The following is a 23,048-nucleotide window of genomic DNA, read 5'->3' as shown; positions in this document are numbered from 1 at the left end:
AGTATGTAATGTTTTTTATGTATGTCACAAATTATTCACGATTAACGTTTTAAAAGTAAGTAACTAATGTTATTATATTATCTGTAACTGACTTAATTACAACTTTAGGAGGAAGATATGATTATTCAATTTTTAAGAGAAAACAAAGCAGTTTCTTTTGTATTAGCGATAATTCGAGTGTATCTTGGTTACACATGGGTAATGGCTGGAATCGGTAAACTACAAGGGAAAGGCTTCGATGCAACTGGTTATTTACAAGGTGCAATTGAAAAATCTAAAGGAGCACAACCAGCTGTTCAATCTTGGTGGGCATCATTCTTACAAGATTTTGCAATTCCAAACGTTGATTTATTTAATACACTTGTGACATGGGGAGAAATTTTAGTCGGAATTGGTTTAATTGTAGGCTGTTTAACAAAAACAGCGGTCTTTTTCGGTCTTGTAATGAACTTTTCCTATATGTTTAGTGGGTCAATTGGTGTAAACCCTGAAATGGTTATCTTATCCATGTTTGTTCTTGTTTCTGGTATGAATGCTGGAAAACTTGGAGTTGATGGCTTAGTTATCCCAAAAGTACTAGGATCAAAAATTCAAAAACGCCAAAAGCAAGCTGCTTAATATATGAAAACGGGTATCTCAAAATGAGATACCCGTTTATTTTTCAGCACTTATAGGATTTTTCTCGAAGAAATCTTTTACATACCCTACAAATTCTTGTGGCTCTTGACGAAATGGAGCATGATAACCTTTTTCAATAATATGGAAAGTGCTATTTTTTAAGAATTGATGATAAGTTTCTCCTTCTTTCCAAGAAACGCTACTATCATTTCTTCCCCATATAATTAAAGTTGGTTGCTTGATTTCAGTTGCATTGATTTGAAGACGCCTAGGCCATAATTTCATTTTATTATAATGCTCTTCATCATTACGCTTGAATTTAACTTTGCTCTCATCATAATCTGCAATAGAAGAAACGGCACTTAAATCAGTCGACAACTTTGGTTTTGGTGAACCTTGTTTATTAACGAACGTATGAGGGCCGCCTGTAGCATCAGTTAAAATAAGGTGGGTAACCGCTTCGGGGTATAAATATGTTAAATTAAGAGAAATTTCTCCGCCCATAGAATGTCCCAGTATTGCGAATGAGTCATACCCTAATTTTTTCATTAACTTATAATACAAATTTGCATGAGTTGGGAAAGAATAATAAAAATCCATCGGTTTAGAGGAACGTCCGAATCCTAAAGCATCAACAGAAATAATCGTATGATCTTTTGCTAAATCTGAGTAAACCTTTTGAAAACCATTGGATGATCCTCCAAATCCATGGATCATAAGTAAAGGTGGTTTTTCATCACCAATCTTTTTAAAGTAAATCGTTTGACCATCTATCTCTACCATTTTTTCCTCGGTAGCTAGTTTCGCTGTAATTGTATTTTTAACTTGTTTTACTTGTTCTACTGGCTTTTCTGCTGCACTACATCCTACTAATAGTGTAAGAGTAAGACAACCTACCATAAAATAGCTAAATCGCTTCAATTAGGTGTCCCCTTTCTAACATAACGCTGCATCTATCATAGCAAATAGTATATTACGATTTCCAGGAAGTTGATTACCGTTCTTTATCATAAGAGGTGAAAGGAGCGTTTCCTGGAAATTTTCTGTTTGAAGAAATTGACGGAAAATGAATTGTGAGTGCGGAACATCAATGCGTATTGTCCCATTCCACGAGTTGCAAATTATTTCTAATAACTGAATAGCGTCTTTTTCTTTTTTTGAAATAAGCGGAGTGATACATAGTACATTTCCTTTTTGTATGCATAAAGCAAAAGCATCTATTTGATTATCCCGCTCTATTTTAAAGGAGTAAGTTGCTCTCGATAGTAGTGATAAATAAAGCTTAGAACGATCTGCACCAGTCGCAGTTTGATCAAGAAAAATGAGAGATTGAAGATCGGCTTGCTGAATTTGTTTTATGGGAAAAGAATTTGTACTTATATGAGCCGCTTGTTTTTCGAAACGATGAATTGTTGTTATTGATTGAAATCCATAAGATTCATATAAGGATTCACCAGCTTTTGTTGCAATGAGCGTAATAGGGAGCGATGGATAAGTTACTTTTAAGCTATTGTTTAACAAAATACGGCCAATTCCTTTTCTTTGAAAATCAGGATGCACGATTAACATACCGATAGAAGAAAATCCAGGGGCAAACGAAAAGACCCCGCCCGCTGCAATAAGTTTATTCTCATGTACATAGCCAAAAATTGTGCCAATGGAAAGGTACATATGGAATTGCTCTTTCATAAAACTCTCATACTGTAACCACCCAACTGATTCGCAAAGAGAGAGTAAATCTGGAATGGAAGATTCGTCTAGTTTTACTGTTTTCATAAAGTTCACCATATTTCTATTTAAATTAGAAAAAATAAGAATAATATTAAGAAATGTAAAATAATAGGTTCGTATTAAAAGAAATCCAACATGTTTATATTTATCTTTGTAAAGGGGAGTATGCTTGATATGAAAAGACAAACTTATACAAATTATAACTTAAATTTACATAAGTTAACAAAAAATTTACATATAACTCATTTTCTCTTAACAGTCTTCTATTAAATTTGATAGTGGGAAATGAATAACCTAATTAGGGGGACAAGACAGTGAAAAAGTTTGTAAAAAAAGCATGGCCATTTGCAGTTGTGGCGTCGTTAGCAGTTACTTCGGTAGCAACATGGAATTTTACGCGTTCTAGTGAGGTTAATGCAGATGAGAACGGAAACAATGCAAAAATTAAAAATGTCATTGTATTAATTGGGGACGGTATGGGGCCTTCATATATGACAGCTCATCGTTATATGAAAGATAATCCAAAAACATTTGAGATGGAATCTACAGAATTTGATAAGCATCTTGTAGGAACACAAAAAACATATCCAGAAGATGAACATGAAAATATTACAGACTCTGCATCGGCAGCTACTGCGATGTCAGCAGGTATAAAAACATATAACGCAGCTATTGCAGTAGATAATGATAAAGCTGAAGTGAAAACAGTATTGGAGCAAGCGAAAGAAAAAGGGAAGTCAACGGGACTCGTTGCAACTTCTGAAATTACGCATGCAACACCAGCTGCATTCGGTGCACATGATATTAGTCGTAAAAATATGGACGCAATTGCAAATGATTACTTTGATGAAAAAATTAAAGGTAAGCATAAAATAGATGTTATGCTTGGCGGGGGCGTAAAGAACTTTGTTAGAAAAGACCGCAATCTTACAGAAGAATTTAAGAAGTCTGGTTATAGTTATGTAACAGATCGTAATCAATTATTAAATGATAAAAGCGATCAAGTTCTTGGCTTATTTGCACCAGGTGGTTTAGACAAAATGATTGACCGTACTGACAAAACACCTTCATTAGAAGAGATGACAAATGCAGCGATTGAGCGCTTGAACAAAAATAAAGATGGTTTCTTCTTAATGGTCGAAGGTAGTCAAATTGATTGGGCTGGACATGATAATGATATTGTCGGTGCAATGAGTGAAATGGAAGACTTCGAAAAAGCGTTTAAAGCAGCAATTGAGTTTGCGAAAAAAGATAAGAACACATTAGTTGTTGCGACTGCAGATCATGCTACTGGCGGATTATCTTTAGGTGCGAATGGTGAGTATAATTTTAAAGTAGATCCGATTAAAGCTGCGAAACGTACGCCAGACTTTATGGCAAGTGAGATTGTAAAAGGTGCAAATGTAGAAGAAACATTGAAAAAGTATATTGATCTACAATTAACACCAGAAGAAATTAAAGCTGTAAATGATATAGCTCCATCAAAAGATGTAACAAAGATTGATAATGCAATTGAAGATATCTTCAATAAGCGTTCGGTTACAGGTTGGACAACGGGTGGACATACAGGTGAAGATGTGAACGTATATGCATTCGGACCAGGTAAATACTTATTCTCTGGCGTTCAAGAGAATACAAATATAGCTAAACGTGTCTTTGACATCGTTGGCGGCGGCGATCCGAATAAAGGAAGACGCTAATTATAAATGAAAGTGAGGCGAAATGCCTCACTTTTCTTTTTAGGAGATGGAAAGATGAGCGTTTTTTTAGGGAAATTAAGATTCCTTCTAGTATTCGTATTATTGCTAGTTGGATGTCAATCTCAAGAGAATAATATAGAACAAAAATCTGCTGGGAAAACTGAGGAAAAGGTACATATAACGAAAGAAGAAGAGAAATCCATTCAAGATGTTATTGAGGCATTTGTACGGACGACGAATGAAAAAAATCTTGCTGAGCATATGGAGTTATTTTCAAAGAAGATGCCTAGTGCTGAAGACTTAAAAACACAAAAGGAAGCGGCATTTCAAAAGGGAAATAAGAAAATAGAATTGGAACAAATGAATATGAAAGCTCTTAAAGGTGGGCTTGTTATTGTTGAAACGGAGGAAAAAGAAGTAGATGGAGGGGTTACTCTTCAAAAGAAAAGGCAGTATGCACTTGGAAAAGAAGACGAAGGGTGGAAGATTGAAGAGGTTCGTACGATAGAGAAGAAATAAAGTGAAACTTTAATCAGTGGGGGTTTTGTCCATCCCCCACTGATTATTAGTTGAACCAATCGGGCTTTTACGGGCAGTTGATCGCCCACCTAACTCCTTCGCATTCGCAGAATTTTGAGGTGGGAGTCTTACTGCCCGTTAATGCGGGGTAAAAAAGGTTCTCATAGGAGAGAACCTTTTTATAGTGGTAATAAAATTTGATTTGAACATGCTTCAATGTCATCAATATCTTGACGGATTGTTGCCATCTTATTATCGAGGTCTTCAGCTTTCATAGCAGCGTCATGTAGTTCATCTTTCAAATAGTCAGGTATATTTCCTTCATATTTGTAGTAAAGCTTATGTTCTAAACTTGCCCAAAAGTCCATGGCAAGTGTACGTAATTGAATTTCTGCAAAGACATCTTTCGTACCAGAATTTAGTGACAATGGATATTTAATAATCATATGCAAACTTTTATAGCCATTTCCTTTTGGATTAGCAATATAATCTTTTACTTCTACAATTTCCATGTCTCCACGATTTTCAATAACTTCTTTTAAATGATAAATATCTTCTACAAAGCAACATGTAATACGGATGCCAATAATATCTTGTAATTGTGTTTGAGCATTTTCAACTGTTGGTGATAAGTTTTTACGCTCAAGCTTCCTAATGATACTTTCGGGTTGTTTAAGTCTTGTTTTTATATGTTCAAACGGGTTGTAGTCTTCTAAAAATTGAGCTTCCCGGTTCATAATTTCAAATTTAGTTTTTAACTCTTCTAAAGCGAATGTATAAGGTAATACAAAAGCTTTCCAGTAGTTAACGTTTGATTGGTTATATTCCATTTCTATACACACCTTTTCTTATTTACAAGTGAAGTTGTTATTATACTAAACACCAAATCATGTAGGCGCAAGCAGCAAATGATGAGATCATAAAGCGATATTTAGTTTTCATCTTTTCAACCCCTTTCAAATGAAATTATATATGAATAAACGTCATTGTTAGTAATTTCACTATGTACAATTCTTATAGTAATAGATTCATGTGAAATTCGTATGAACTAATTGTTTCAGCTTTTTGTCTTTTTGATAATGGCTTTTGGTTTTGTTTGTTATAATTACCTTAAATTGTAATGAAGGAGAGGGTATCATGAATCCAAAAGATAAAAAAAGAAAAGAGCAAGTGGCCCATATTATTGAAATTCCAGATGAATATAGGCTTGTTGTAGATGATCAAGAAGGAGTGGATGATCCGTATCATCTATTATGGTGGGGGCATAAAGAGGATGAGGAGAAAAAGATACAAATTACATTAAATAGGCATACTGGTAATTTATTTGAATTCAGGATAGATGATGAAAATTATTTTTCGAGTGATAAAGAAGTGATAGAGGAGAATAAGGCAAGAGAGATTGCAAATGTATTTATAAAAAAATATGTGGAAGAAGAATTAGAATTTTATGCATATGTGTCAGTTAAGGATGACTGGCGTGGTTGGAAAGAAATAAATTATATGCAGGAAGTGAATGGATATCCATTGCCGAATACAGGATGTGTTGTGCGAATTCATCCTTCAGGTAATGTTGTGCATTTTCAATACAATGGACAAAAAGCTATAGAGAAAAAACCGTTATGGCCAATTGAAATTGTTGCGGAGAACGTCGTTTTAGAAACTTTGAGAGCTAGACAAGATATGAGACTTGTATTTGTGGATTTAACACATTCTTCATGTAAATATGAAAATGGTGAGGAAGTAAAAGGCTATCATCTTGTATATGAACCGGAACCTAGTCATGCGTTTATTGATGCAAGTACAGGTAAAGATTTGTTTGACCCAGATCATTATAAATTGCCTCCAACTGTAGCTGTTGAAAAACCGAAAAAAGGTAGTCAACAAGATGATATATTCGATTTATTTGACTGGGATAAAGAAAGTTTTACAAAAGTGGCTGAGACAGAAAATGAAGATGGAATAAGGATGAAATTTGTTTCGAAAGAGGAATTACAAAAACAGAAAGAAGAAAAGAATCCATATTTAATGAATGAATTCTTTAAAAAGCATTTACCGATGTTAAAATATAATAATTTAGTTGGCATTACGATTGATAAATCAACCAATGAATTAATTGGTTTTATAAAACTGGCAGACGATAAAGAAGTAAAACAAATACTGTCTAGAGAGGAATGTTTACAAAAAGCACTTCAATTTTTAGAACATGTTATTCCAGATGTTACACAATATCTTCGCCTTTGGGATGAACGTGACGAAGATGAAGGGATTGAAAGATTTGTCTTTTCAGTATATGTGAATGAAATTCCGGTAGAGTATAGGGAATTCATGGTCAACATTAATACAGAAAATGGTGCTGTGATGCATTACTCGGGAAAACCTAGCAATATAATAGAAGAGTTACTTGCACATGAAACAGCACCAAAAGTAACAAAAGAAAAAGCGTTAGAAATATATAAAGAGGTCATTCGAGTAAAATTAGAATGGTGTATAGATCATGATGCAGAGGAAATGAAATATAAACTGCTGTATAAACAAACGAGGAGTGAAAATCATAAAGAATCCGTCGATTGTAGTCGGAAAATTCGTTACATAGATGCGCATACTGGAGAGAAAATTTGGAGTGAATATTAGTAAAAGCCAATCGATACGTTTCGATTGGCTTTTACTATGTTTATAGAAAAATTTAATGATTAGCGTTGAGTGGTTTAAGAATGCCATTAAGTTAAGAGTTCCATATTTACATCGTACAGACACAAACAAACTCATGCCCACATACACATAGTAAAGACCACTATTTTGGCGGAGGTGAAAGGTTTGAGTCTATTCGCCGCAATTGGATATATGGTTCGAGAAGTGTTTGTATTTGTTTCTTATGTGAAGAACAATGCGTTCCCGCAGCCGTTATCATCAGATGATGAGAGAAAGTACTTAGAGTTAATGGAGCAAGGTGATGCTCAAGCGAGAAATCTTTTAATTGAACATAATTTACGGCTTGTAGCTCATATTGTTAAGAAATTCGAAAACACTGGTGAAGATGCAGAAGATTTAATTTCAATTGGTACTATTGGGCTTATTAAAGCGATTGAAAGCTATTCAGCAGGGAAAGGAACTAAGCTTGCAACATATGCAGCGCGCTGTATCGAAAATGAAATTTTGATGCATTTACGTGTGCTGAAGAAAACGAAAAAAGACGTTTCACTTCATGATCCGATTGGGCAAGATAAAGAGGGTAATGAAATATCGCTTATTGATATATTAAAATCAGAATCTGAAGATGTAATTGATATGATTCAGCTTAGTATGGAGTTAGAAAAAATTAAAGAGTATATCGATATTTTGGACGAACGAGAGAAAGAAGTAATTGTGAAGCGTTTTGGACTTGGGCTTGATAAAGAGAAAACACAGAGGGAGATTGCGAAGGCACTCGGTATTTCAAGAAGCTACGTATCGCGAATTGAAAAGCGTGCTTTAATGAAAATGTTCCATGAATTTGTGCGGGCTGAGAAAGAGAAAAAAGCAAAAGAATAATGTGTATTGTAAGCAGCTACACTTTAAAAGTGGCTGCTTTTCTTTCGGGAAAACGGAAAGAAAACGAGCTGTTCTAAGAAGAAATACATGTTCACTGTTGAAAATGGCGGGTTCTATCTGTAATATTAGAAGGTGCTAAACAATTTAAGAATAAAAGTTATACTTAGTTTTTCTTCGTGTATAACGAGACGGCTCCATTCTATATGTGGGAATAAGAACCAATTTTACATATGATATAGAGAGAAAAGAAGGGGAAACTAAAGTTATAGGCTGATTAGGAGGTTTCGTAATTTGCGACGGACATTATATCGACTTATGATCGAACTTACAAATGGTCGTTTTACTTCTTATATATTACGTAAATTTGCACAATCTCGTTTGAGCTCTATCATTATTCCATCGTATGTGAAAGTTTTTCAAATTAATCAAGATGAGATGGAAAAGGGTTTGAAGGAATATGGAACATTGCATGATTTATTTACACGTAGGCTAAAAGAAGGAAAGCGTAGTATTGATACTGATGCATCGAGTATCGTTAGTCCTGTTGATGGTGTTTTTGCTGATCAAGGTCCTATTGAGGATACAAAAACATTCGATATAAAAGGAAAGCGTTATTCAATTGTGGATATGCTAGGTAATGAAGAGCGTGCAAAGCGATATGCAGGCGGTACATATATGGTGATTTATTTGAGTCCAAGTCATTATCATCGCATTCATAGCCCGCTTTCTGGCTCTGTGACTGAAAGATTTGTACTCGGTAGAAAATCATATCCGGTAAATGCAGCGGGTATGGAGTATGGGAAAGAACCATTGTCAAAAAATTATCGCTCTGTTACAGAAGTAAATAGTGACGGCGAACATATGGCACTTGTAAAAGTAGGTGCTATGTTTGTTAATAGTATCGAGCTCCTTCATGAAAGAAGTACTGTTCAAAAAGGTGAAGAGATGGCATACTTTACATTTGGCTCAACAGTTGTTTTATTATTTGAAAAAGATATGATTAAAGCAGTGCAGGAATTGACAAGTGGGCAAGAGCTGCGTCTTGGTGAAAAAATTGCAACCCGAGTATCTCATAAGTAAAGAAAAGGTTTTATAATATACTTATGAAGCTCTAATTAAGAAATGTGGACAAAGATGCTTAATGAAGAAATCCCCTAGATGGGAGTACTTGTTTATTCGAGAGCCATCGCAGGATGGCTCTTTTTACAGGTCAATCAGCAATCTATATGTACTCAAGAAGATTTGACGAGCTTGTCCTCTAACGAGCGTCTAATAATTTCTTGTTTTATAAGTAAAATGAAGTCGGGATTTAATTTTAGTTCTTTTGCTTTATAATAAGACTCAGTGAGTAAATCAGTAGATAACTGTTCCATATGTTTTGTTTTCAAGGTGAGTCACCTCCTAATAATATAAGGATTGATTCGTTGTTGCATTTAATGTACCAAAAAAATATGACAGTCACAAACAAGAGGTTATCCACATAACTCAGTGGATAAAATGTGGATAGATTGTTAGTAAATTCCAAATTGACTGAAAAATTAACGTGGAAAGTGTGTACAAGTTTATCCACAGGTTATCTATCGAAAAATGTTGTCGAAAAATTTTATGAAAAATCCTCAAAGAGGTGAAAGAAATTGAAGTTATTTTTACCAAATGAATATGTGAAAAATATATATCATATTCAACCAGAAGATTTGAAAAAACGTGGAATTAAAGGAGTTATTACTGATTTAGATAACACTTTAATTGAATGGGATCGTCCAAACGCAACGCCACAGCTTGAAGAGTGGTTTTTGAAAATGAAAGAAAATGATATTCAAGTAACGGTCGTTTCAAATAACAACGAGCAACGCGTTAAAGACTTCGCTGACCCATTAGGTATTCCGTTTATTCATAGTGCGCGCAAACCGTTTGTTCGCGCATTTAAGCGTGCGATACATGAGATGCACCTGCAGCCAGATGAAGTTGTAGTAATTGGAGATCAGTTACTAACGGATGTGCTCGGCGGGAATCGTGTGGGACTTCATACAATTTTAGTTGTACCGGTAGCGCAAACGGACGGATTGGTGACACGATTTAATCGGAAAATTGAACGAAGAATTATGAGAAACATGAAGAAAAAAGGCTTAATTAACTGGGAGGAATAAAGTTTGACTGAAACAATTAAATGTATTGGTTGCGGTGTAGAAATTCAAACAGAAAATAAAAATGAAGTAGGATACGCTCCTGTATCATCTTTAGAAAAAGAACAAGTAATTTGCCAACGTTGTTTTCGTTTGAAACATTATAACGAAATTCAAGATGTATCTTTAACAGATGATGATTTCCTTCGTATTTTGAACGGAATTGGACAATCAGACGCACTAGTGGTTAAAATCGTAGATATTTTCGATTTCAATGGTAGCTGGTTACCGGGCTTACATCGTTTTGTAGGGAACAATAAAGTATTACTTGTAGGGAATAAGGCTGACTTAATTCCAAAGTCAGTTAAGCATGATAAAGTAAAACATTGGATGCGCTATAGTGCAAAGCAACTTGGTTTAAAACCAGAAGATGTCTTTTTAATTAGTGCAGCTAAAGGACAAGGAATCGCTGAACTTGCTGATGCAATTGAGCATTACCGCGAAGGTAAAGATGTTTATGTTGTTGGATGTACGAATGTTGGTAAATCAACATTTATTAATCGTATGATTAAAGAGTTTAGTGATGAGACTGAGAATGTAATTACAACATCACATTTCCCAGGAACAACGCTTGATTTAATTGATATCCCATTAGACGAAACGTCATCTTTATACGATACACCAGGTATTATTAATCATCATCAAATGGCGCATTATGTTGGGAAACAAAGCTTAAAGCTTATTACACCGACTACAGAAGTTAAGCCAATGGTATTCCAATTAAATGAAGAACAAACATTATTCTTTGGTGGATTAGCACGATTTGATTATGTAAGTGGGGGCCGTCGTGCATTCACTTGTCATTTCTCAAACCGTTTAACAATCCATCGTACAAAGCTTGAAAAGGCTGATGAATTGTACGAAAAACACGCTGGAGAATTATTGAATCCACCGACACCAGAAGAATTAGAAAATATGCCTAAGTTTGTGAAATATGAATTTAATATTCGTGAGCCGAAAACGGATGTTGTATTCTCTGGATTGGGCTGGGTTACTGTAAATGAATCAGGAGCGAAAATTGTTGCTCATGTACCAAAAGGAGTAAGTGTTTCATTACGTAAATCTTTAATTTAATATGGAGAGGGATTTATGAAACAATTATATGGTGTAATCGGAAATCCAATTGGACATTCATTATCACCCGTTATGCATAACGATGCATTTGAACACTTGAATATGGATGCCCATTACCATGCGTTTCTTGTAGAAGAAGAAGCGCTAGGGGAAGCAGTAAAAGGTTTGAAAGCATTAGGTATTTCAGGATTTAATGTAACGACTCCGCACAAAGTTGCAATTATGGAGTACTTGGATGAGATTGCCCCGTTAGCAAGGCAAATCGGTGCGGTAAATACAGTAGTTCATCGAGATGGAAAATTGATTGGGTATAATACAGATGGAATTGGTTTTGTTCGTGCCCTGCAGTCAATTAGTGAAGATCCACTTCAAGAGAAACGTATTTTATTAATCGGTGCAGGTGGTGCTAGCCGAGCTATTTACTTCTCGCTTGCCGATGTAGGTGTGAAAGAAATTGATATTGCTAATCGTACGAGAGATAAGGCGAAAAACCTTATCTCTGGGTGCATGGCAAATGTTAATTCGCATGCTCTATCGTTAGAATGTGCAGCAGAAAATCAAGGGGAATATGATATTATCATCCAAACAACAACGATAGGTATGCATCCACATGTTGAGTATACGCCGCTGGAAATTCGTTCATTGAAACAAGGAACGATTGTTTCTGATATTATTTATAATCCATTTGAGACGAAAATTTTAGGCGATGCGAAAGAACAAGGTGCAATAATTCAAAATGGAATCGATATGTTCGTTTATCAAGGTGCACTTGCGTTTGAAATGTGGACAGGGTGTGTGCCGAATATTGATAGAATGAAACAATTAGTAATGAGAGAGCTTGGAGGCTAATTATATGTTAACAGGAAAACAAAAAAGATTTTTACGTGCAAAGGCACATCATTTAACACCGATTTTTCAAGTTGGAAAAGGTGGCGTGAATGAAAATATGGTGAAACAAATTGGAGAAGCATTAGAAGTTCGTGAACTATTTAAAGTGAGCGTATTACAAAACTGTGAATTTGATCGTAGTGAAGTTGCAGAAGAGCTTGCACAAGGTGCACGAGCTGAAATCGTTCAAGTAATCGGAAGCACAATTGTTTTATACAAAGAATCAAGAGAAAATAAGCAGATTAAGCTTCCTCGATAAAAGATATACGTGAGTTATTTCGTAATGGACGCTTGATATGTAGAAAGCGAAACCAATTGAACTTTTATTAACAGTGGGCTCTCTTCGAATTTGTATGGGGAGAGTTGCTGTATGTAAAAGGAAGGAGCGTTTCTTTTGAGAAAAATTGGCATTATTGGTGGCACGTTTGATCCACCTCATAATGGGCATTTGTTAATTGCAAATGAAGTGTATCATGCTTTAGGGTTGGAAGAGGTATGGTTTTTGCCGAATCAAGTTCCACCGCACAAGCAAGGACGTAACATTACGAGTGTGAAAAGTCGATTAAACATGCTGCAAATAGCGATTGAGGAAGAAGCATACTTTTCAATTTGTTTAGAAGAGCTAGACAGAGAAGGCCCATCTTATACGTACGATACTATGGTACAATTAACGGAGAAGTATCCGGATGTGCAGTTTCACTTTATTATTGGCGGAGACATGGTTGAGTATTTGCCGAAGTGGTATAACATTGAAAAGTTACTTAAGCTTGTGACTTTCGTTGGAGTTGCAAGACCAGGTTATACATTACATACGCCTTATGATATCGTAAAAGTGGAAATTCCGGAGTTTGCAGTTTCTTCTTCTCTGTTACGTGAGAGATATATGACGAAGAAAACGTGCAAATATTTACTCCCCGAAAAAGTACAGGTATATATCGAGAGGAATGGGTTGTATGAATCGTGAGGAAGCACTTAGTATTGTCAAACAACAAATGCATGAAAAACGTTATATACACACGGTTGGTGTAATGGAAACAGCGATTGAACTTGCTAGGTTATATGGTGTAGATGAGAAAAAGGCAGAGACGGCTGCTATATTTCACGATTATGCAAAATGTAGAGCGATTCCAGAAATGGAAGAGATTATTAAGAGAGAAGCTTTGCCAAAGGATCTACTGCACTATAACAAAGAGTTATGGCATGCACCTGTTGGGGCATACTTAGTAGAAAAAGAAGTAGGCATTACTGATCCTGAAATTCTACAAGCTATTACATATCATACAAGTGGTCATGAAAAAATGACAATGTTAGATAAAGTTATTTATGTAGCAGATTACATTGAACCAGGACGTAAGTTTCCTGGTGTGGAAGAAGCGAGGAAACTCGCATATAAAGATATAAATCAAGCTTTACTGTTTGCTTTAAAGCGAACAATTCAATTTTTAATGGAAAAAGATCAAACGATTTATCCATTAACATTCCAAACATACAATGAAGTTATCAAGGAGGAAATTAATAAATGAAAGATAAAGAGTTATTAGTATTAGCGGCAAAAGCAGCTGATGATAAGAGAGCAGAAGATATGGTTGTACTAAATATGCAAGGTATTTCACCGATTGCAGACTATTTTATTATTTGTCACGGAAATTCAGACAAGCAAGTACAAGCAATTGCACGTGAAATTAAAGCGAAGGCACATGAGTTCGAAATTAACGTACAACGTATGGAAGGCTTTGATGAAGCACGTTGGGTTTTAGTAGACCTTGGTGATGTGGTTGCTCATGTATTCCATAAAGATGAGCGTAATCACTATAATTTAGAGCGTCTATGGGGCGATGTGCCGCGTGAAGATATTGCAGATGAGCTAGATCAATGAAATACGAACAATTTGCTTTGCTGTATGACGAACTGATGAATGATGTCCCTTATGATAAATGGGTGGAATTCACAGAGGAAAGTTTACAACAGGCATCTATGAAAGAGGCAAGAATCCTTGACGTAGCATGTGGAACTGGTAACGTAACACTTCCGCTTGTGCGAAAAGGTTATGACTTAATTGGTGTAGATCTTTCGGAAGAAATGTTAACTGTCGCGCAGCAAAAATTGGGGGGAGAAGGATATTTTATTCCTTTTTACCAACAAGACATGAGAGAGCTTGATGTTCCTGGTGAATTTGATTGTGTGACAATCTTTTGTGACTCATTAAATTATGTATTGCAAGAAGATGGAGTGCAAGAAACATTTAGAAGAGTTTTCCACCATTTACGTCAGGATGGCTTGTTTTTATTCGATGTACACTCTTTATATAAAATACATCACGTATTTCAAAATGAAACATATACAGTGAACGGCGAAGAAATATCACTTATTTGGAACTGCTTCCCTGGAGAAGAATCAGATAGTGTGGAACATGATTTGACATTCTTTGTACAAGATTCAGAAGAAGATGTGTATCATCGTTTTGACGAATGTCACGTGCAACGTGCGTATTCGGTTGAAGTGTTAACAAAATGGCTTGAAGAAGCTGGGTTTACAGTGCTTCGCGTCACAGGTGACTTTGAACGAATTGAAGTGACAGAACAAACAGAGCGCATCTTTTTTATGGCGAAGAAGAATGGATAAAAGAAAAGCAACCGATAAGGTTGCTTTTGTTTTATAGAAAAGATGTAGTTTTAGTTCTAGAAAAATAAAAAGATGATATGTGTAAAGTGTAAAAATGCTAGTTTTAGTGAAAATGTAGCATGAAAAAGATAAGTATTAATAAAAAGGGTTTGGGATTACGATGGCGTATTTATTATGTGTGTTTATTGAATTGCTGCTCAACGCATTTTAAATCTTCATCAAATTTCTCATGTGTCCGTTCGATTAATTTATGAAACATATCCCCAACGTGCTCTTCTAAAATACGAATACCTTCTCCTGTAACACCGCCTTTAACGCATACCTTTTCTTGTAAAGTAGGTAATGTGAAAATTTCTTTTTCGAGTAATTTCCCCATTCCAATGACCATTTCACTTACTAAAGTAGTGGCTTCTTCATGTGTAATATTTGTTTTATCTACAGCAGCGTTAATGAAACATTGTAATAAATAACTAAAAAAAGCAGGGCCGCAGCTTGCTATATCAGATGAAACGCGCGTTATATCTTCTTCTATAACAAGGGGAGTAGAAATGTTTTTGAATAGACGAAGTAGTTTTTGTTGCCATTCTAGAGAGCAGTTATTTCCAAATGTAAATAGTGATGCGCCGGATAAGGCGCGGTTTGTGATGCTTGGAATGATACGAGCGACGTGGCAAGGTATAAGTGTTTCTAATTGTGATGGAGATATGGGGCTTGTGATAGAAACTAAGCAATCTTCGTCTGAAAAATGGTCAGCGTATTTTTGTAGAATAGGGTATATGTCTATCGGTTTTACGCAAATGAAAATAAGCTGGGATTGTTCGATTATCTCTTGGATTGTTTTGGCTATATGAACAGAAGGGTATTTTTCTTTTATATGATATGCTTTGGCAGGCGTCCGATTAATAATAGTAAGGCACGAAGGTTTGACAGCACGGGTTTCTAAAAATGCATCGATTAGTATATTCCCCATGTTCCCTGTCCCTATAATTCCTATGTTCAATGTTTCATCCCTCCTTCGTAACAGCTTTCTCCTAAACAATATGAATGATGTTATAAATTTATGATTAGAGGTGTAAAATGATGTGGGATTTTCCGAAAAAATGGTTGGGATTAGTGGTTATTATTGGCACTTTGATTTTTCTTTTTTTCTGGAAAACGAATCAGCAAACAGAGCGATCGCTCGTTACAACGGAAGTTCAAGTGAAAGATGTGGAGAAAAAAAGTAAACCGAAAGTATTGGATACAAAGGAGCAGAAAAAAATAATTATAATTGATGTGAAAGGGGCGGTTTTTAAAGAGGGTGTGTATGAAATGAAGGAAGGGGACCGGGTGAAGGACGCGGTTGAAAAAGCTGGTGGTTTGTTGCCGGATGCAGATGTGAAGAAAGTGAATTTGGCGCAAATGGTCCAAGACCAAATGCTTCTTTATGTTCCTAACAAGAATGAGCCAGTGCAAGAAGGGGCTACTTTTTCAAAAAGCGAGGGTAAAGTGCAAATAAATACAGCTTCTAAAGAGCAACTTGAAAAAATAACAGGCATTGGTTCTCGGAAAGCGGAAAGTATTTTGAAATACCGAGAAGAACATGGTCCGTTTCAGAAAATAGAAGATTTATTAACAATTGATGGGATTGGTGCGAAGTCTTTAGAGAAAATAAAAGATCAAATTATTATTCCATAAAAGATTGACGAAGTTTTTCTTTTTTCGCTACACTACAAGTAGACAAAAAAGAAGGTGAAAAATATGGAACGAATTTCATGGGATCAATATTTTATGACGCAAAGCCATCTACTATCTTTACGTAGTACATGTACAAGGCTGGCGGTAGGAGCGACAATCGTTCGTGATAAACGAATTATTGCTGGTGGATATAACGGTTCAATTAAAGGTGGTGTGCATTGTATAGACGATGGTTGCTATGTCATTGATAATCATTGCGTTCGTACAATTCATGCTGAAATGAATGCTTTATTGCAATGTGCGAAATTTGGTGCAAAAACAGAGGAAGCGGAAATTTATGTCACACATTTTCCTTGTTTGCAGTGCTGTAAGGCGATTATTCAAAGTGGTGTTACAGCGGTTTATTATGCACAGGACTATAAAAATCATCCGTATGCCGTAGAGTTATTTGAACAAGCGAGTGTAACAGTAAAGCACGTTCCGCTAGAATACGATATTACATCGCTAGAGGAACAAGAGCGTCATTTACAGCTAAAGGAATTATTCGCAGCTTTAGAAAAAGATAATTTATCAATGGAAGAATTACAGCGTGTATTCACTAAAGCGAAAATGATGCTATAAGGAGTGAGTATGAGTTGAATGGGCAATGGGGCTATGTTGCAATCTCGTTTATAATTGGGATTGCAATTACCTTTTCCGCATCGCATTTGTTGGCTGCTTGTTGTTTCGTTTGTTATGTTTTATTTTGTTTATATCGTACTTCGCGTAAAACCTTCATATTTTGTATAATAGCGTGTTTTAGTGGCGCTATGTACACCACGTATGTTCAGAGTCTAAATAAGCCGCTAGGGGATTTCTATGAAGTTACACGAGGGGTCGTGCAAAATACACCTCTAATTAATGGGGATCGTCTCTCTTTTCAAATTGAAGATCAGAATAAAAACTTAGTGCAGTTAAATTATAAAATACAATCTGCTTCGGAAAAGAAGCAGTTGCAACAATTACATGCAGGTATATCGTGTACATTTAAAGGGGAGGTGAAAGAACCACAAACTGCCCGGAATTTTCATGTTTTTGATTATCGTAATTATTTATATCAGCAAAAAATACATTTTATATTTGATGTGACATACATTTCTGAATGTCAAAAAACATCGTTGTCACTCGTGCAATGGATTTTCCTTCTCAGGCAACAAACAATCTCGAAAGTTACAGAAATGTTCCCGGAACAATCAGGTGCATTTATGAACGCATTATTATTTGGAGATCGACAACAAATGACGTTTGAAGTAGAAGAGCAATATCAACAATTTGGTCTTATACATTTGTTAGCAATTTCAGGATCGCATATCGTATTATTAATGGTTATAATGTATTTTGTTTTGCTAAGAAGTGGTGTGACGAAAGAGACAGCAACAGTATGCCTTATAGTTTGCATTCCTCTGTATATGATTATAGCGGGGGCGTCGCCATCTGTTGTGAGGGCTTCTATAACAGGAGTTTTATTATTGGTAGCTTTCATGTGCTCTGTTCGCTTATCTAGTCTAGACGCCTTAAGTATAACGGCTATATGTATGCTTATATACGATCCGTATCTTATTTTCAACATTGGATTTCAATTCTCATTTGTAGGTAGTTTTTCTTTACTACTATCTGCGCCGATATTATTAGGGTGTAGTAATGGGATAGTTCGAAATTCTATTTACATTTCTATAATTTCACAGCTCGCTAGTACCCCCATCTTGTTATATCATTTTGGTTATTTTTCTCCTTATAGCATTTTCCTCAATCTTATATATGTTCCTTTTCTATCCATTATTGTATTGCCATGTAGCATCATTATTCTTATATGTATGCCGGTTATTCCATTTTTCGCAAAAGGAATTGCATATGTACTTTCACTATGTTTAACCATTTCTAATGATTTTCTAAGTTACTGTGAAAGTTTCCCTTTCATCCGACTTACTTTTGGTCAAACTCCTTTATTTCTTGTGGCTATATATTGTTTTAGTATCGTTAGTATATTTGTGATTTGGGAAAGGGTAATAACGAAAAAAATTTTGTGCATAGTTGTGGGTGTGTTTCTTTTTATTAGTACTTCTCATTATGTATATCCATATTTTCGCGAAAGTGGGAGTGTTACATTTCTTGATGTTGGACAGGGAGATGCGATATTAATTCGTCTTCCATACGATAAAGAGGTTTATCTTATTGATACAGGAGGAGCCCTTTCTGTCAAGAAGGAAGCGTGGCAACAGAAAAAGCATGAATTTTCTGTTGGGCATGATATTCTTGTTCCTTTTTTACAAAAAGAGGGTATAAAAACGATTGATAAATTAATTGTAACGCACGGAGATGCGGATCATATAGGTGCTGCGCTGGATTTGCTGTCATCTATTATTGTAAAAGAAGTTGTATTTGGGAGAAAGGAACAAGATGCTGTATTGGAAAAAGTGGTGAAGAAAAAGGCGTTAGAAAAGAGCGTGAAGATAAGTGTAGTAGGAGAAGGAGAAGGTTGGAGGGTAAATGAAGCGGAATTTTTCGTATTAGCTCCAAAGGGGAAAGAAAAGGGAGAAAATGACTCTTCGATTGTACTATGGGCCAGACTAGGGGGACTAACATGGCTATTTACGGGTGATCTAGAAGAAGAAGGAGAAAAGTTTATAGTATCAACATATCCTGATTTGCGGGCTAATATTTTAAAAGTTGCCCACCATGGGAGTAAAACATCGTCTACAGACCCATTTTTAAGCCTTGTACAGCCTGCTGTAGCGATTATTTCTGTGGGGGAGCGTAATAGGTATGGGCACCCGCATAAGGAAGTTATAGAGCGTTTTAAGAAGATGGGTATTGATATATGGCGTACGGATAAGCAAGGTGCTATTTCCTATGTTTTTAATGGAGAAAAGGGAACCTTTCAAAGTAAAATCACATATGATGAAACACATAGAAGATGAAAAAAAGAAGACTGCCGTTAAGCAGCAGCCTTTAAGAACCGATGAATTTAATAACAGTTGCAATAATGAAAAGTGTTGCGAAAAAACCAAATGAGACGATAAATCCTACCCCTGAATCAATAGCGTCATTGCGTTTACTTTGAACGTTTTGTTCAAAATCATTCATTTAGAATCCCTCCCCAACATTCCATTTTAGTATAAAATATTGTCAGAAAAAAATCTACAATTTCCATATGAAGTGAAATAGAGTATTTGTATACTTTTTCTAGTTAGTTAAGTAGCGTGAATTTTTCATTTCCAATCATGTTAACAGTTGGCACTTATACTAAGATTATTATTGTAAATAATAAAGGGAAGGTGATTACCGCACACCAATAAGAAATCCGGGGCTTATTGCGTGGCGTTTTATATAAATAAAGGGGCGAGTTATAAAGACCGTCCCTTTGTACTTGTAAAACAAAAGCTAGGGCATTAGTATAAATATATATTGCCAAGTTAGGGAGTAGGAAAAAATATGAGTGATATACATAAGAAGATTAAAAAGAAACAGTTCGCTCCGTTGTATGTACTGTATGGAACGGAAGCCTATTTTATAAATGAAACGATAAAGCTTATTACAACGTACGCGCTTGAAGAGGAAGATCGAGAGTTTAATGTTGTGACATACGATTTGGAAGAAGCGTATTTAGAAGATGTAGTTGAGGATGCGCATACGCTTCCTTTTTTTGGAGAGCGTAAAGTTATATTAATAAAATCACCACTATTTTTAACGGCACAAAAAGAAAAATTAGAACAAAATATAAAAATTTTAGAAGAATATATTGGGGAGCCCTCTCCTTTTTCTATTCTTGTTTTTGTTGCGCCTTATGAAAAATTAGACGAACGAAAAAAAATTACAAAACTATTAAAGAAAACAGCGGATGTAATAGAAGCAAATGCGATGCAAGTGCAGGATGTTCAGAAGTGGATTGTTTCTCGTGCGGATGAGGTGCATGTGCATATTGATAATGCAGCTGTTAGTTTATTGTTAGAGCTTGTGGGAAGTAATGTAACAATGTTGGCGAAGGAAATGGACAAGTTAACGTTATACGTCGGTATGGGCGGAGAAATTACGCCAAAACTTGTCACGGAACTTGTGCCGAAATCTGTTGAGCAAAACGTGTTTGCTTTAACAGAAAAAGTGGTAAAAAAAGATATCGCTGGTGCGATGCAAATTTTAGACGGATTATTTACACAGCAGGAAGAACCGATTAAACTGCTCGCTTTATTAGTAAGTCAGTTCCGCTTGCTACATCAAGTGAAAGAGTTGCAACAGCGTGGTTACGGACAAAATCAAATCGCGTCCCATATTGGTGTACATCCGTACCGGGTAAAGTTGGCGATGAATCAAACGAAGTTTTTCTCTTTTGAAGAATTAAAAAAAGTTATTATAGAATTGGCGGAAGCTGATTATAGTATGAAGACTGGAAAGATGGATAAGAAACTTGTGCTTGAGTTTTTCTTAATGCGGTTAAATCATATGTAGTGACACAAAAAAGTTCACGTACTAAGTACGTGAACTTTTTTGTGTATATAAAAAACGATCCGAATGGATCGTTTTTTAAACGCCTTACGCGTTTACTTGTTTCGCTAAGCGAGATTTTTGACGAGCTGCAGCGTTTTGGTGGATAAGACCTTTACGAGCTGCTTTGTCAAGTTTTTTAGAAGCAGTTTTGAAAGCTTCTTTAGCATTTTCAAGATCGTTATTAGTAACTAAAGTTTCTACAGTTTTAACAGCAGTACGCATGTCAGACTTGATAGAAGCGTTATGTGAACGACGCTCTTCGCTAAGTTTAGCGCGTTTGATAGCAGATTTGATGTTTGCCATACTTTTCACCTCCCTGGTGCAATCGAATGACTCGATTCTTACATAGAACAAGTGATATTTTATCAAACGGTGAAGAGAATTGCAATAGTATATCAATGAAATTTCACGTAAAGGAAAGAATGACCTAATATAACTTGGGGAAATCTAACGATATTTACTATGAATTACGGAGGAGATACGATGAAAGAACCATTAGATTTAAGTAAATATAGTGTTAGAACTGACCTTGCTGTAGAGGCGCACCAAATGCTACAAGAGCGCCAAGAAGAACAAAAAGGGATACAGGGAGTTATTGTAAAAGAGAGGGAAGAAGAGGGAGTTACAATTACAAAAGTAACTATTGATGAAATTGCATCTGAGTCGATGGGGAAAAAACCTGGAAGTTATTTAACTCTTGAGGTGCAAGGTATAAGGCAACAAGATACGGAACTTCAGCAAAAGGTAGAGCGTATTTTTGCAAAAGAATTTTCTTATTTCTTAGAAGAGGTTGGAGTTTCAAAAGAAGCGAGTTGTTTAATCGTAGGTCTTGGGAATTGGAATGTAACGCCGGATGCACTCGGACCGATAGTTGTAGAGAACGTATTGGTGACGAGACATTTGTTTAAATTGCAGCCTGAAAGTGTGGAAGAAGGGTTTAGACCTGTTAGTGCTATTCGTCCAGGGGTAATGGGAATTACAGGGATTGAAACGAGCGATGTCATTTACGGAATTATTGAGAAGACAAAACCAGACTTTGTCATCGCAATTGATGCATTAGCTGCGCGTTCTATTGAACGAGTAAATAGTACGATACAAATTTCTGATACAGGAATTCATCCAGGATCTGGTGTTGGGAATAAGCGTAAGGAACTAAGTAAAGAAACATTAGGTATTCCTGTTATCGCAATTGGTGTGCCAACTGTGGTAGATGCTGTTTCGATTACGAGTGATACAATTGATTTTATTTTGAAACATTTTGGCCGGGAACTGAAAGAAGGAAACAAACCGTCACGCTCTTTATTGCCAGCAGGTTTTACATTTGGAGAAAAGAAAAAATTAACAGAAGAAGATATGCCAGATGAAAAGAGTCGAAATATGTTTTTAGGAGCTATTGGTACGTTAGAAGAAGAAGAAAAGAGAAAGTTAATTTATGAAGTGTTATCTCCTCTTGGTCATAATTTAATGGTAACTCCAAAAGAAGTAGATGCGTTTATTGAGGATATGGCAAATGTAATAGCCAGCGGTTTAAATGCAGCGCTGCATCATCAGATTGATCAGGATAATACAGGGGCATATACACATTGATGGAAAGAGGCAGAAATAGCTTGAGTCAATTTACGCTGTTATGTATATGCGGTACAGTCGTATCTTTGCTTATGATGATAGCTGGAGTGGGACTCGCTAATCATGGTCTAAAAAGTATGAAGGGATATCGTCAGCTGTCATATGAACAAATTGCTCATATGACAGGAACAGAAGGCGATGGGGCTGAACCCGGAATTTCGGGAGAGACGTTTTCGGCTATTGAAAAACAAAAACAGTTAGAAAGCTTAAGAAGTTTTAATGTTGTAGAAGGTATCGGTATGGCGATAGCAAGTGCTGCTCGTGATATGACAAAGTTTGGAACAGATATAGTTGTTGGGGCAATAAAAGGAATTTTTAGTTAAGGGTAGCAGGAAGGATGGTTGTCTTATGTTTGTAAGAG

At 35.8% G+C, this 23,048-nt stretch carries 27 protein-coding genes; 20 read left to right on the top strand and 7 right to left on the bottom strand.

Features of this window, described 5'->3' with window-relative positions:
* The first annotated feature begins 117 nt into the window (after positions 1–117).
* Positions 118–618: a DoxX family protein gene (locus MR066_RS11595; protein WP_061689597.1), complete on the top strand. Its 501-nt coding sequence runs from the start codon at positions 118–120 to the stop codon at positions 616–618.
* 36 nt (positions 619–654) lie between these two features.
* Here the strand turns inward: MR066_RS11595 and MR066_RS11590 are convergent, their stop codons facing one another.
* Both MR066_RS11590 and MR066_RS11585 read right to left on the bottom strand, forming a co-directional pair.
* Positions 655–1,539, bottom strand: a complete 885-nt coding sequence (locus MR066_RS11590; protein WP_002129173.1) for an alpha/beta fold hydrolase — start codon at positions 1,537–1,539, stop codon at positions 655–657.
* 15 nt (positions 1,540–1,554) lie between these two features.
* Positions 1,555–2,394, bottom strand: a complete 840-nt coding sequence (locus tag MR066_RS11585) for a GNAT family N-acetyltransferase (RefSeq protein ID WP_201031802.1) — start codon at positions 2,392–2,394, stop codon at positions 1,555–1,557.
* Between the two features lie 269 nt (positions 2,395–2,663).
* Here MR066_RS11585 and MR066_RS11580 point away from each other — a divergent pair, with 269 nt between their 5' ends.
* Both MR066_RS11580 and MR066_RS11575 read left to right on the top strand, forming a co-directional pair.
* Positions 2,664–4,049 carry an alkaline phosphatase gene (locus MR066_RS11580; protein ID WP_002143184.1) on the top strand — a complete coding sequence of 462 codons (1,386 nt, stop codon included), beginning with the start codon at positions 2,664–2,666 and terminating at the stop codon, positions 4,047–4,049.
* Between the two features lie 54 nt (positions 4,050–4,103).
* Positions 4,104–4,568, top strand: coding sequence for a hypothetical protein (locus MR066_RS11575; RefSeq protein WP_242247186.1), 465 nt, complete (start codon positions 4,104–4,106; stop codon positions 4,566–4,568).
* A gap of 179 nt (positions 4,569–4,747) precedes the next feature.
* On the opposite strand, the gene MR066_RS11570 is transcribed toward MR066_RS11575, so the two are convergent.
* Positions 4,748–5,398 carry a GTP pyrophosphokinase gene (locus tag MR066_RS11570; protein ID WP_002190717.1) on the bottom strand — a complete coding sequence of 217 codons (651 nt, stop codon included), beginning with the start codon at positions 5,396–5,398 and terminating at the stop codon, positions 4,748–4,750.
* 307 nt (positions 5,399–5,705) lie between these two features.
* Between MR066_RS11570 and MR066_RS11565 the strand changes: the two genes are divergently transcribed.
* From MR066_RS11565 to MR066_RS11555, 3 genes are all read left to right on the top strand, one after another.
* On the top strand, positions 5,706–7,199 hold the full coding sequence (locus MR066_RS11565) for a YcdB/YcdC domain-containing protein (protein ID WP_242247178.1): 1,494 nt from the start codon (positions 5,706–5,708) through the stop codon (positions 7,197–7,199).
* A gap of 183 nt (positions 7,200–7,382) precedes the next feature.
* The gene (gene sigK / locus MR066_RS11560; RefSeq protein WP_000051382.1) at positions 7,383–8,096 is read left to right on the top strand and encodes an RNA polymerase sporulation sigma factor SigK; all 714 of its coding nucleotides are present in this window, start codon (positions 7,383–7,385) and stop codon (positions 8,094–8,096) included.
* A 291-nt stretch (positions 8,097–8,387) separates the two neighbouring features.
* Positions 8,388–9,176 (top strand): phosphatidylserine decarboxylase, encoded by a 789-nt coding sequence (locus MR066_RS11555; protein ID WP_002129166.1) that lies wholly within the window; start codon positions 8,388–8,390, stop codon positions 9,174–9,176.
* Between the two features lie 152 nt (positions 9,177–9,328).
* On the opposite strand, the gene sda is transcribed toward MR066_RS11555, so the two are convergent.
* Positions 9,329–9,484 (bottom strand): sporulation histidine kinase inhibitor Sda, encoded by a 156-nt coding sequence (gene sda, locus MR066_RS11550; protein WP_002015226.1) that lies wholly within the window; start codon positions 9,482–9,484, stop codon positions 9,329–9,331.
* Positions 9,485–9,730: 246 nt separating this feature from the next.
* Between sda and MR066_RS11545 the strand changes: the two genes are divergently transcribed.
* The 8 genes from MR066_RS11545 to MR066_RS11510 all read left to right on the top strand — a co-directional run bounded on the left by MR066_RS11545 (position 9,731) and on the right by MR066_RS11510 (position 14,863).
* Positions 9,731–10,243: a YqeG family HAD IIIA-type phosphatase gene (locus MR066_RS11545; protein WP_002015225.1), complete on the top strand. Its 513-nt coding sequence runs from the start codon at positions 9,731–9,733 to the stop codon at positions 10,241–10,243.
* Between the two features lie 3 nt (positions 10,244–10,246).
* Positions 10,247–11,353, top strand: a complete 1,107-nt coding sequence (yqeH, locus tag MR066_RS11540; protein WP_002015224.1) for a ribosome biogenesis GTPase YqeH — start codon at positions 10,247–10,249, stop codon at positions 11,351–11,353.
* Between the two features lie 15 nt (positions 11,354–11,368).
* Positions 11,369–12,202, top strand: a complete 834-nt coding sequence (gene aroE, locus MR066_RS11535; RefSeq protein WP_002015222.1) for a shikimate dehydrogenase — start codon at positions 11,369–11,371, stop codon at positions 12,200–12,202.
* 4 nt (positions 12,203–12,206) lie between these two features.
* Positions 12,207–12,500 carry a ribosome assembly RNA-binding protein YhbY gene (gene yhbY / locus MR066_RS11530; protein WP_002015220.1) on the top strand — a complete coding sequence of 98 codons (294 nt, stop codon included), beginning with the start codon at positions 12,207–12,209 and terminating at the stop codon, positions 12,498–12,500.
* Between the two features lie 135 nt (positions 12,501–12,635).
* A complete protein-coding gene (locus tag MR066_RS11525; RefSeq protein ID WP_002015218.1) occupies positions 12,636–13,205 on the top strand; it encodes a nicotinate-nucleotide adenylyltransferase in 570 nt (189 codons plus the stop codon).
* Positions 13,195–13,764, top strand: a complete 570-nt coding sequence (yqeK, locus tag MR066_RS11520; RefSeq protein ID WP_002143180.1) for a bis(5'-nucleosyl)-tetraphosphatase (symmetrical) YqeK — start codon at positions 13,195–13,197, stop codon at positions 13,762–13,764. Before MR066_RS11525 ends, yqeK begins: the two co-directional genes overlap by 11 nt.
* Positions 13,761–14,117, top strand: coding sequence for a ribosome silencing factor (gene rsfS / locus MR066_RS11515; protein ID WP_000653209.1), 357 nt, complete (start codon positions 13,761–13,763; stop codon positions 14,115–14,117). Before yqeK ends, rsfS begins: the two co-directional genes overlap by 4 nt.
* The gene (locus MR066_RS11510) at positions 14,114–14,863 is read left to right on the top strand and encodes a class I SAM-dependent DNA methyltransferase (protein ID WP_002088700.1); all 750 of its coding nucleotides are present in this window, start codon (positions 14,114–14,116) and stop codon (positions 14,861–14,863) included. Before rsfS ends, MR066_RS11510 begins: the two co-directional genes overlap by 4 nt.
* Positions 14,864–15,035: 172 nt before the next feature.
* Here the strand turns inward: MR066_RS11510 and comER are convergent, their stop codons facing one another.
* Positions 15,036–15,863, bottom strand: coding sequence for a late competence protein ComER (comER, locus tag MR066_RS11505; RefSeq protein WP_242247170.1), 828 nt, complete (start codon positions 15,861–15,863; stop codon positions 15,036–15,038).
* 77 nt (positions 15,864–15,940) lie between these two features.
* On the opposite strand from comER, the gene MR066_RS11500 reads away from it, so the two are divergent.
* From MR066_RS11500 to MR066_RS11490, 3 genes are all read left to right on the top strand, one after another.
* Entirely contained in the window at positions 15,941–16,540 is a 600-nt protein-coding gene (locus tag MR066_RS11500; protein WP_088040166.1) for a helix-hairpin-helix domain-containing protein, read from the top strand.
* A gap of 63 nt (positions 16,541–16,603) precedes the next feature.
* Positions 16,604–17,161 (top strand): ComE operon protein 2, encoded by a 558-nt coding sequence (locus tag MR066_RS11495; protein WP_002088698.1) that lies wholly within the window; start codon positions 16,604–16,606, stop codon positions 17,159–17,161.
* A gap of 14 nt (positions 17,162–17,175) precedes the next feature.
* A complete protein-coding gene (locus MR066_RS11490) occupies positions 17,176–19,497 on the top strand; it encodes a DNA internalization-related competence protein ComEC/Rec2 (protein WP_242247167.1) in 2,322 nt (773 codons plus the stop codon).
* Between the two features lie 31 nt (positions 19,498–19,528).
* On the opposite strand, the gene MR066_RS11485 is transcribed toward MR066_RS11490, so the two are convergent.
* Positions 19,529–19,663 carry a YqzM family protein gene (locus tag MR066_RS11485; protein ID WP_000997609.1) on the bottom strand — a complete coding sequence of 45 codons (135 nt, stop codon included), beginning with the start codon at positions 19,661–19,663 and terminating at the stop codon, positions 19,529–19,531.
* Positions 19,664–20,011: 348 nt separating this feature from the next.
* Here MR066_RS11485 and holA point away from each other — a divergent pair, with 348 nt between their 5' ends.
* Positions 20,012–21,022, top strand: coding sequence for a DNA polymerase III subunit delta (gene holA / locus MR066_RS11480; protein WP_002067332.1), 1,011 nt, complete (start codon positions 20,012–20,014; stop codon positions 21,020–21,022).
* Between the two features lie 84 nt (positions 21,023–21,106).
* Here holA and rpsT read toward each other — a convergent pair whose 3' ends face one another.
* Complete coding sequence (gene rpsT, locus MR066_RS11475; protein ID WP_002088694.1) at positions 21,107–21,364, bottom strand: 30S ribosomal protein S20; 258 nt, start codon at positions 21,362–21,364, stop codon at positions 21,107–21,109.
* A 180-nt stretch (positions 21,365–21,544) separates the two neighbouring features.
* Here rpsT and gpr point away from each other — a divergent pair, with 180 nt between their 5' ends.
* Positions 21,545–22,648, top strand: a complete 1,104-nt coding sequence (gene gpr / locus MR066_RS11470) for a GPR endopeptidase (RefSeq protein WP_002088693.1) — start codon at positions 21,545–21,547, stop codon at positions 22,646–22,648.
* Positions 22,649–22,668: 20 nt separating this feature from the next.
* Entirely contained in the window at positions 22,669–23,010 is a 342-nt protein-coding gene (locus tag MR066_RS11465) for a DUF3679 domain-containing protein (RefSeq protein ID WP_313954293.1), read from the top strand.
* Positions 23,011–23,048 lie beyond the last annotated feature (38 nt).

It is taken from the genome of Bacillus cereus group sp. BfR-BA-01523, assembly GCF_022662615.1.
GTDB lineage: Bacteria > Bacillota > Bacilli > Bacillales > Bacillaceae_G > Bacillus_A > Bacillus_A mycoides.
This window is presented reverse-complemented; position numbering and strand designations above follow the sequence as displayed.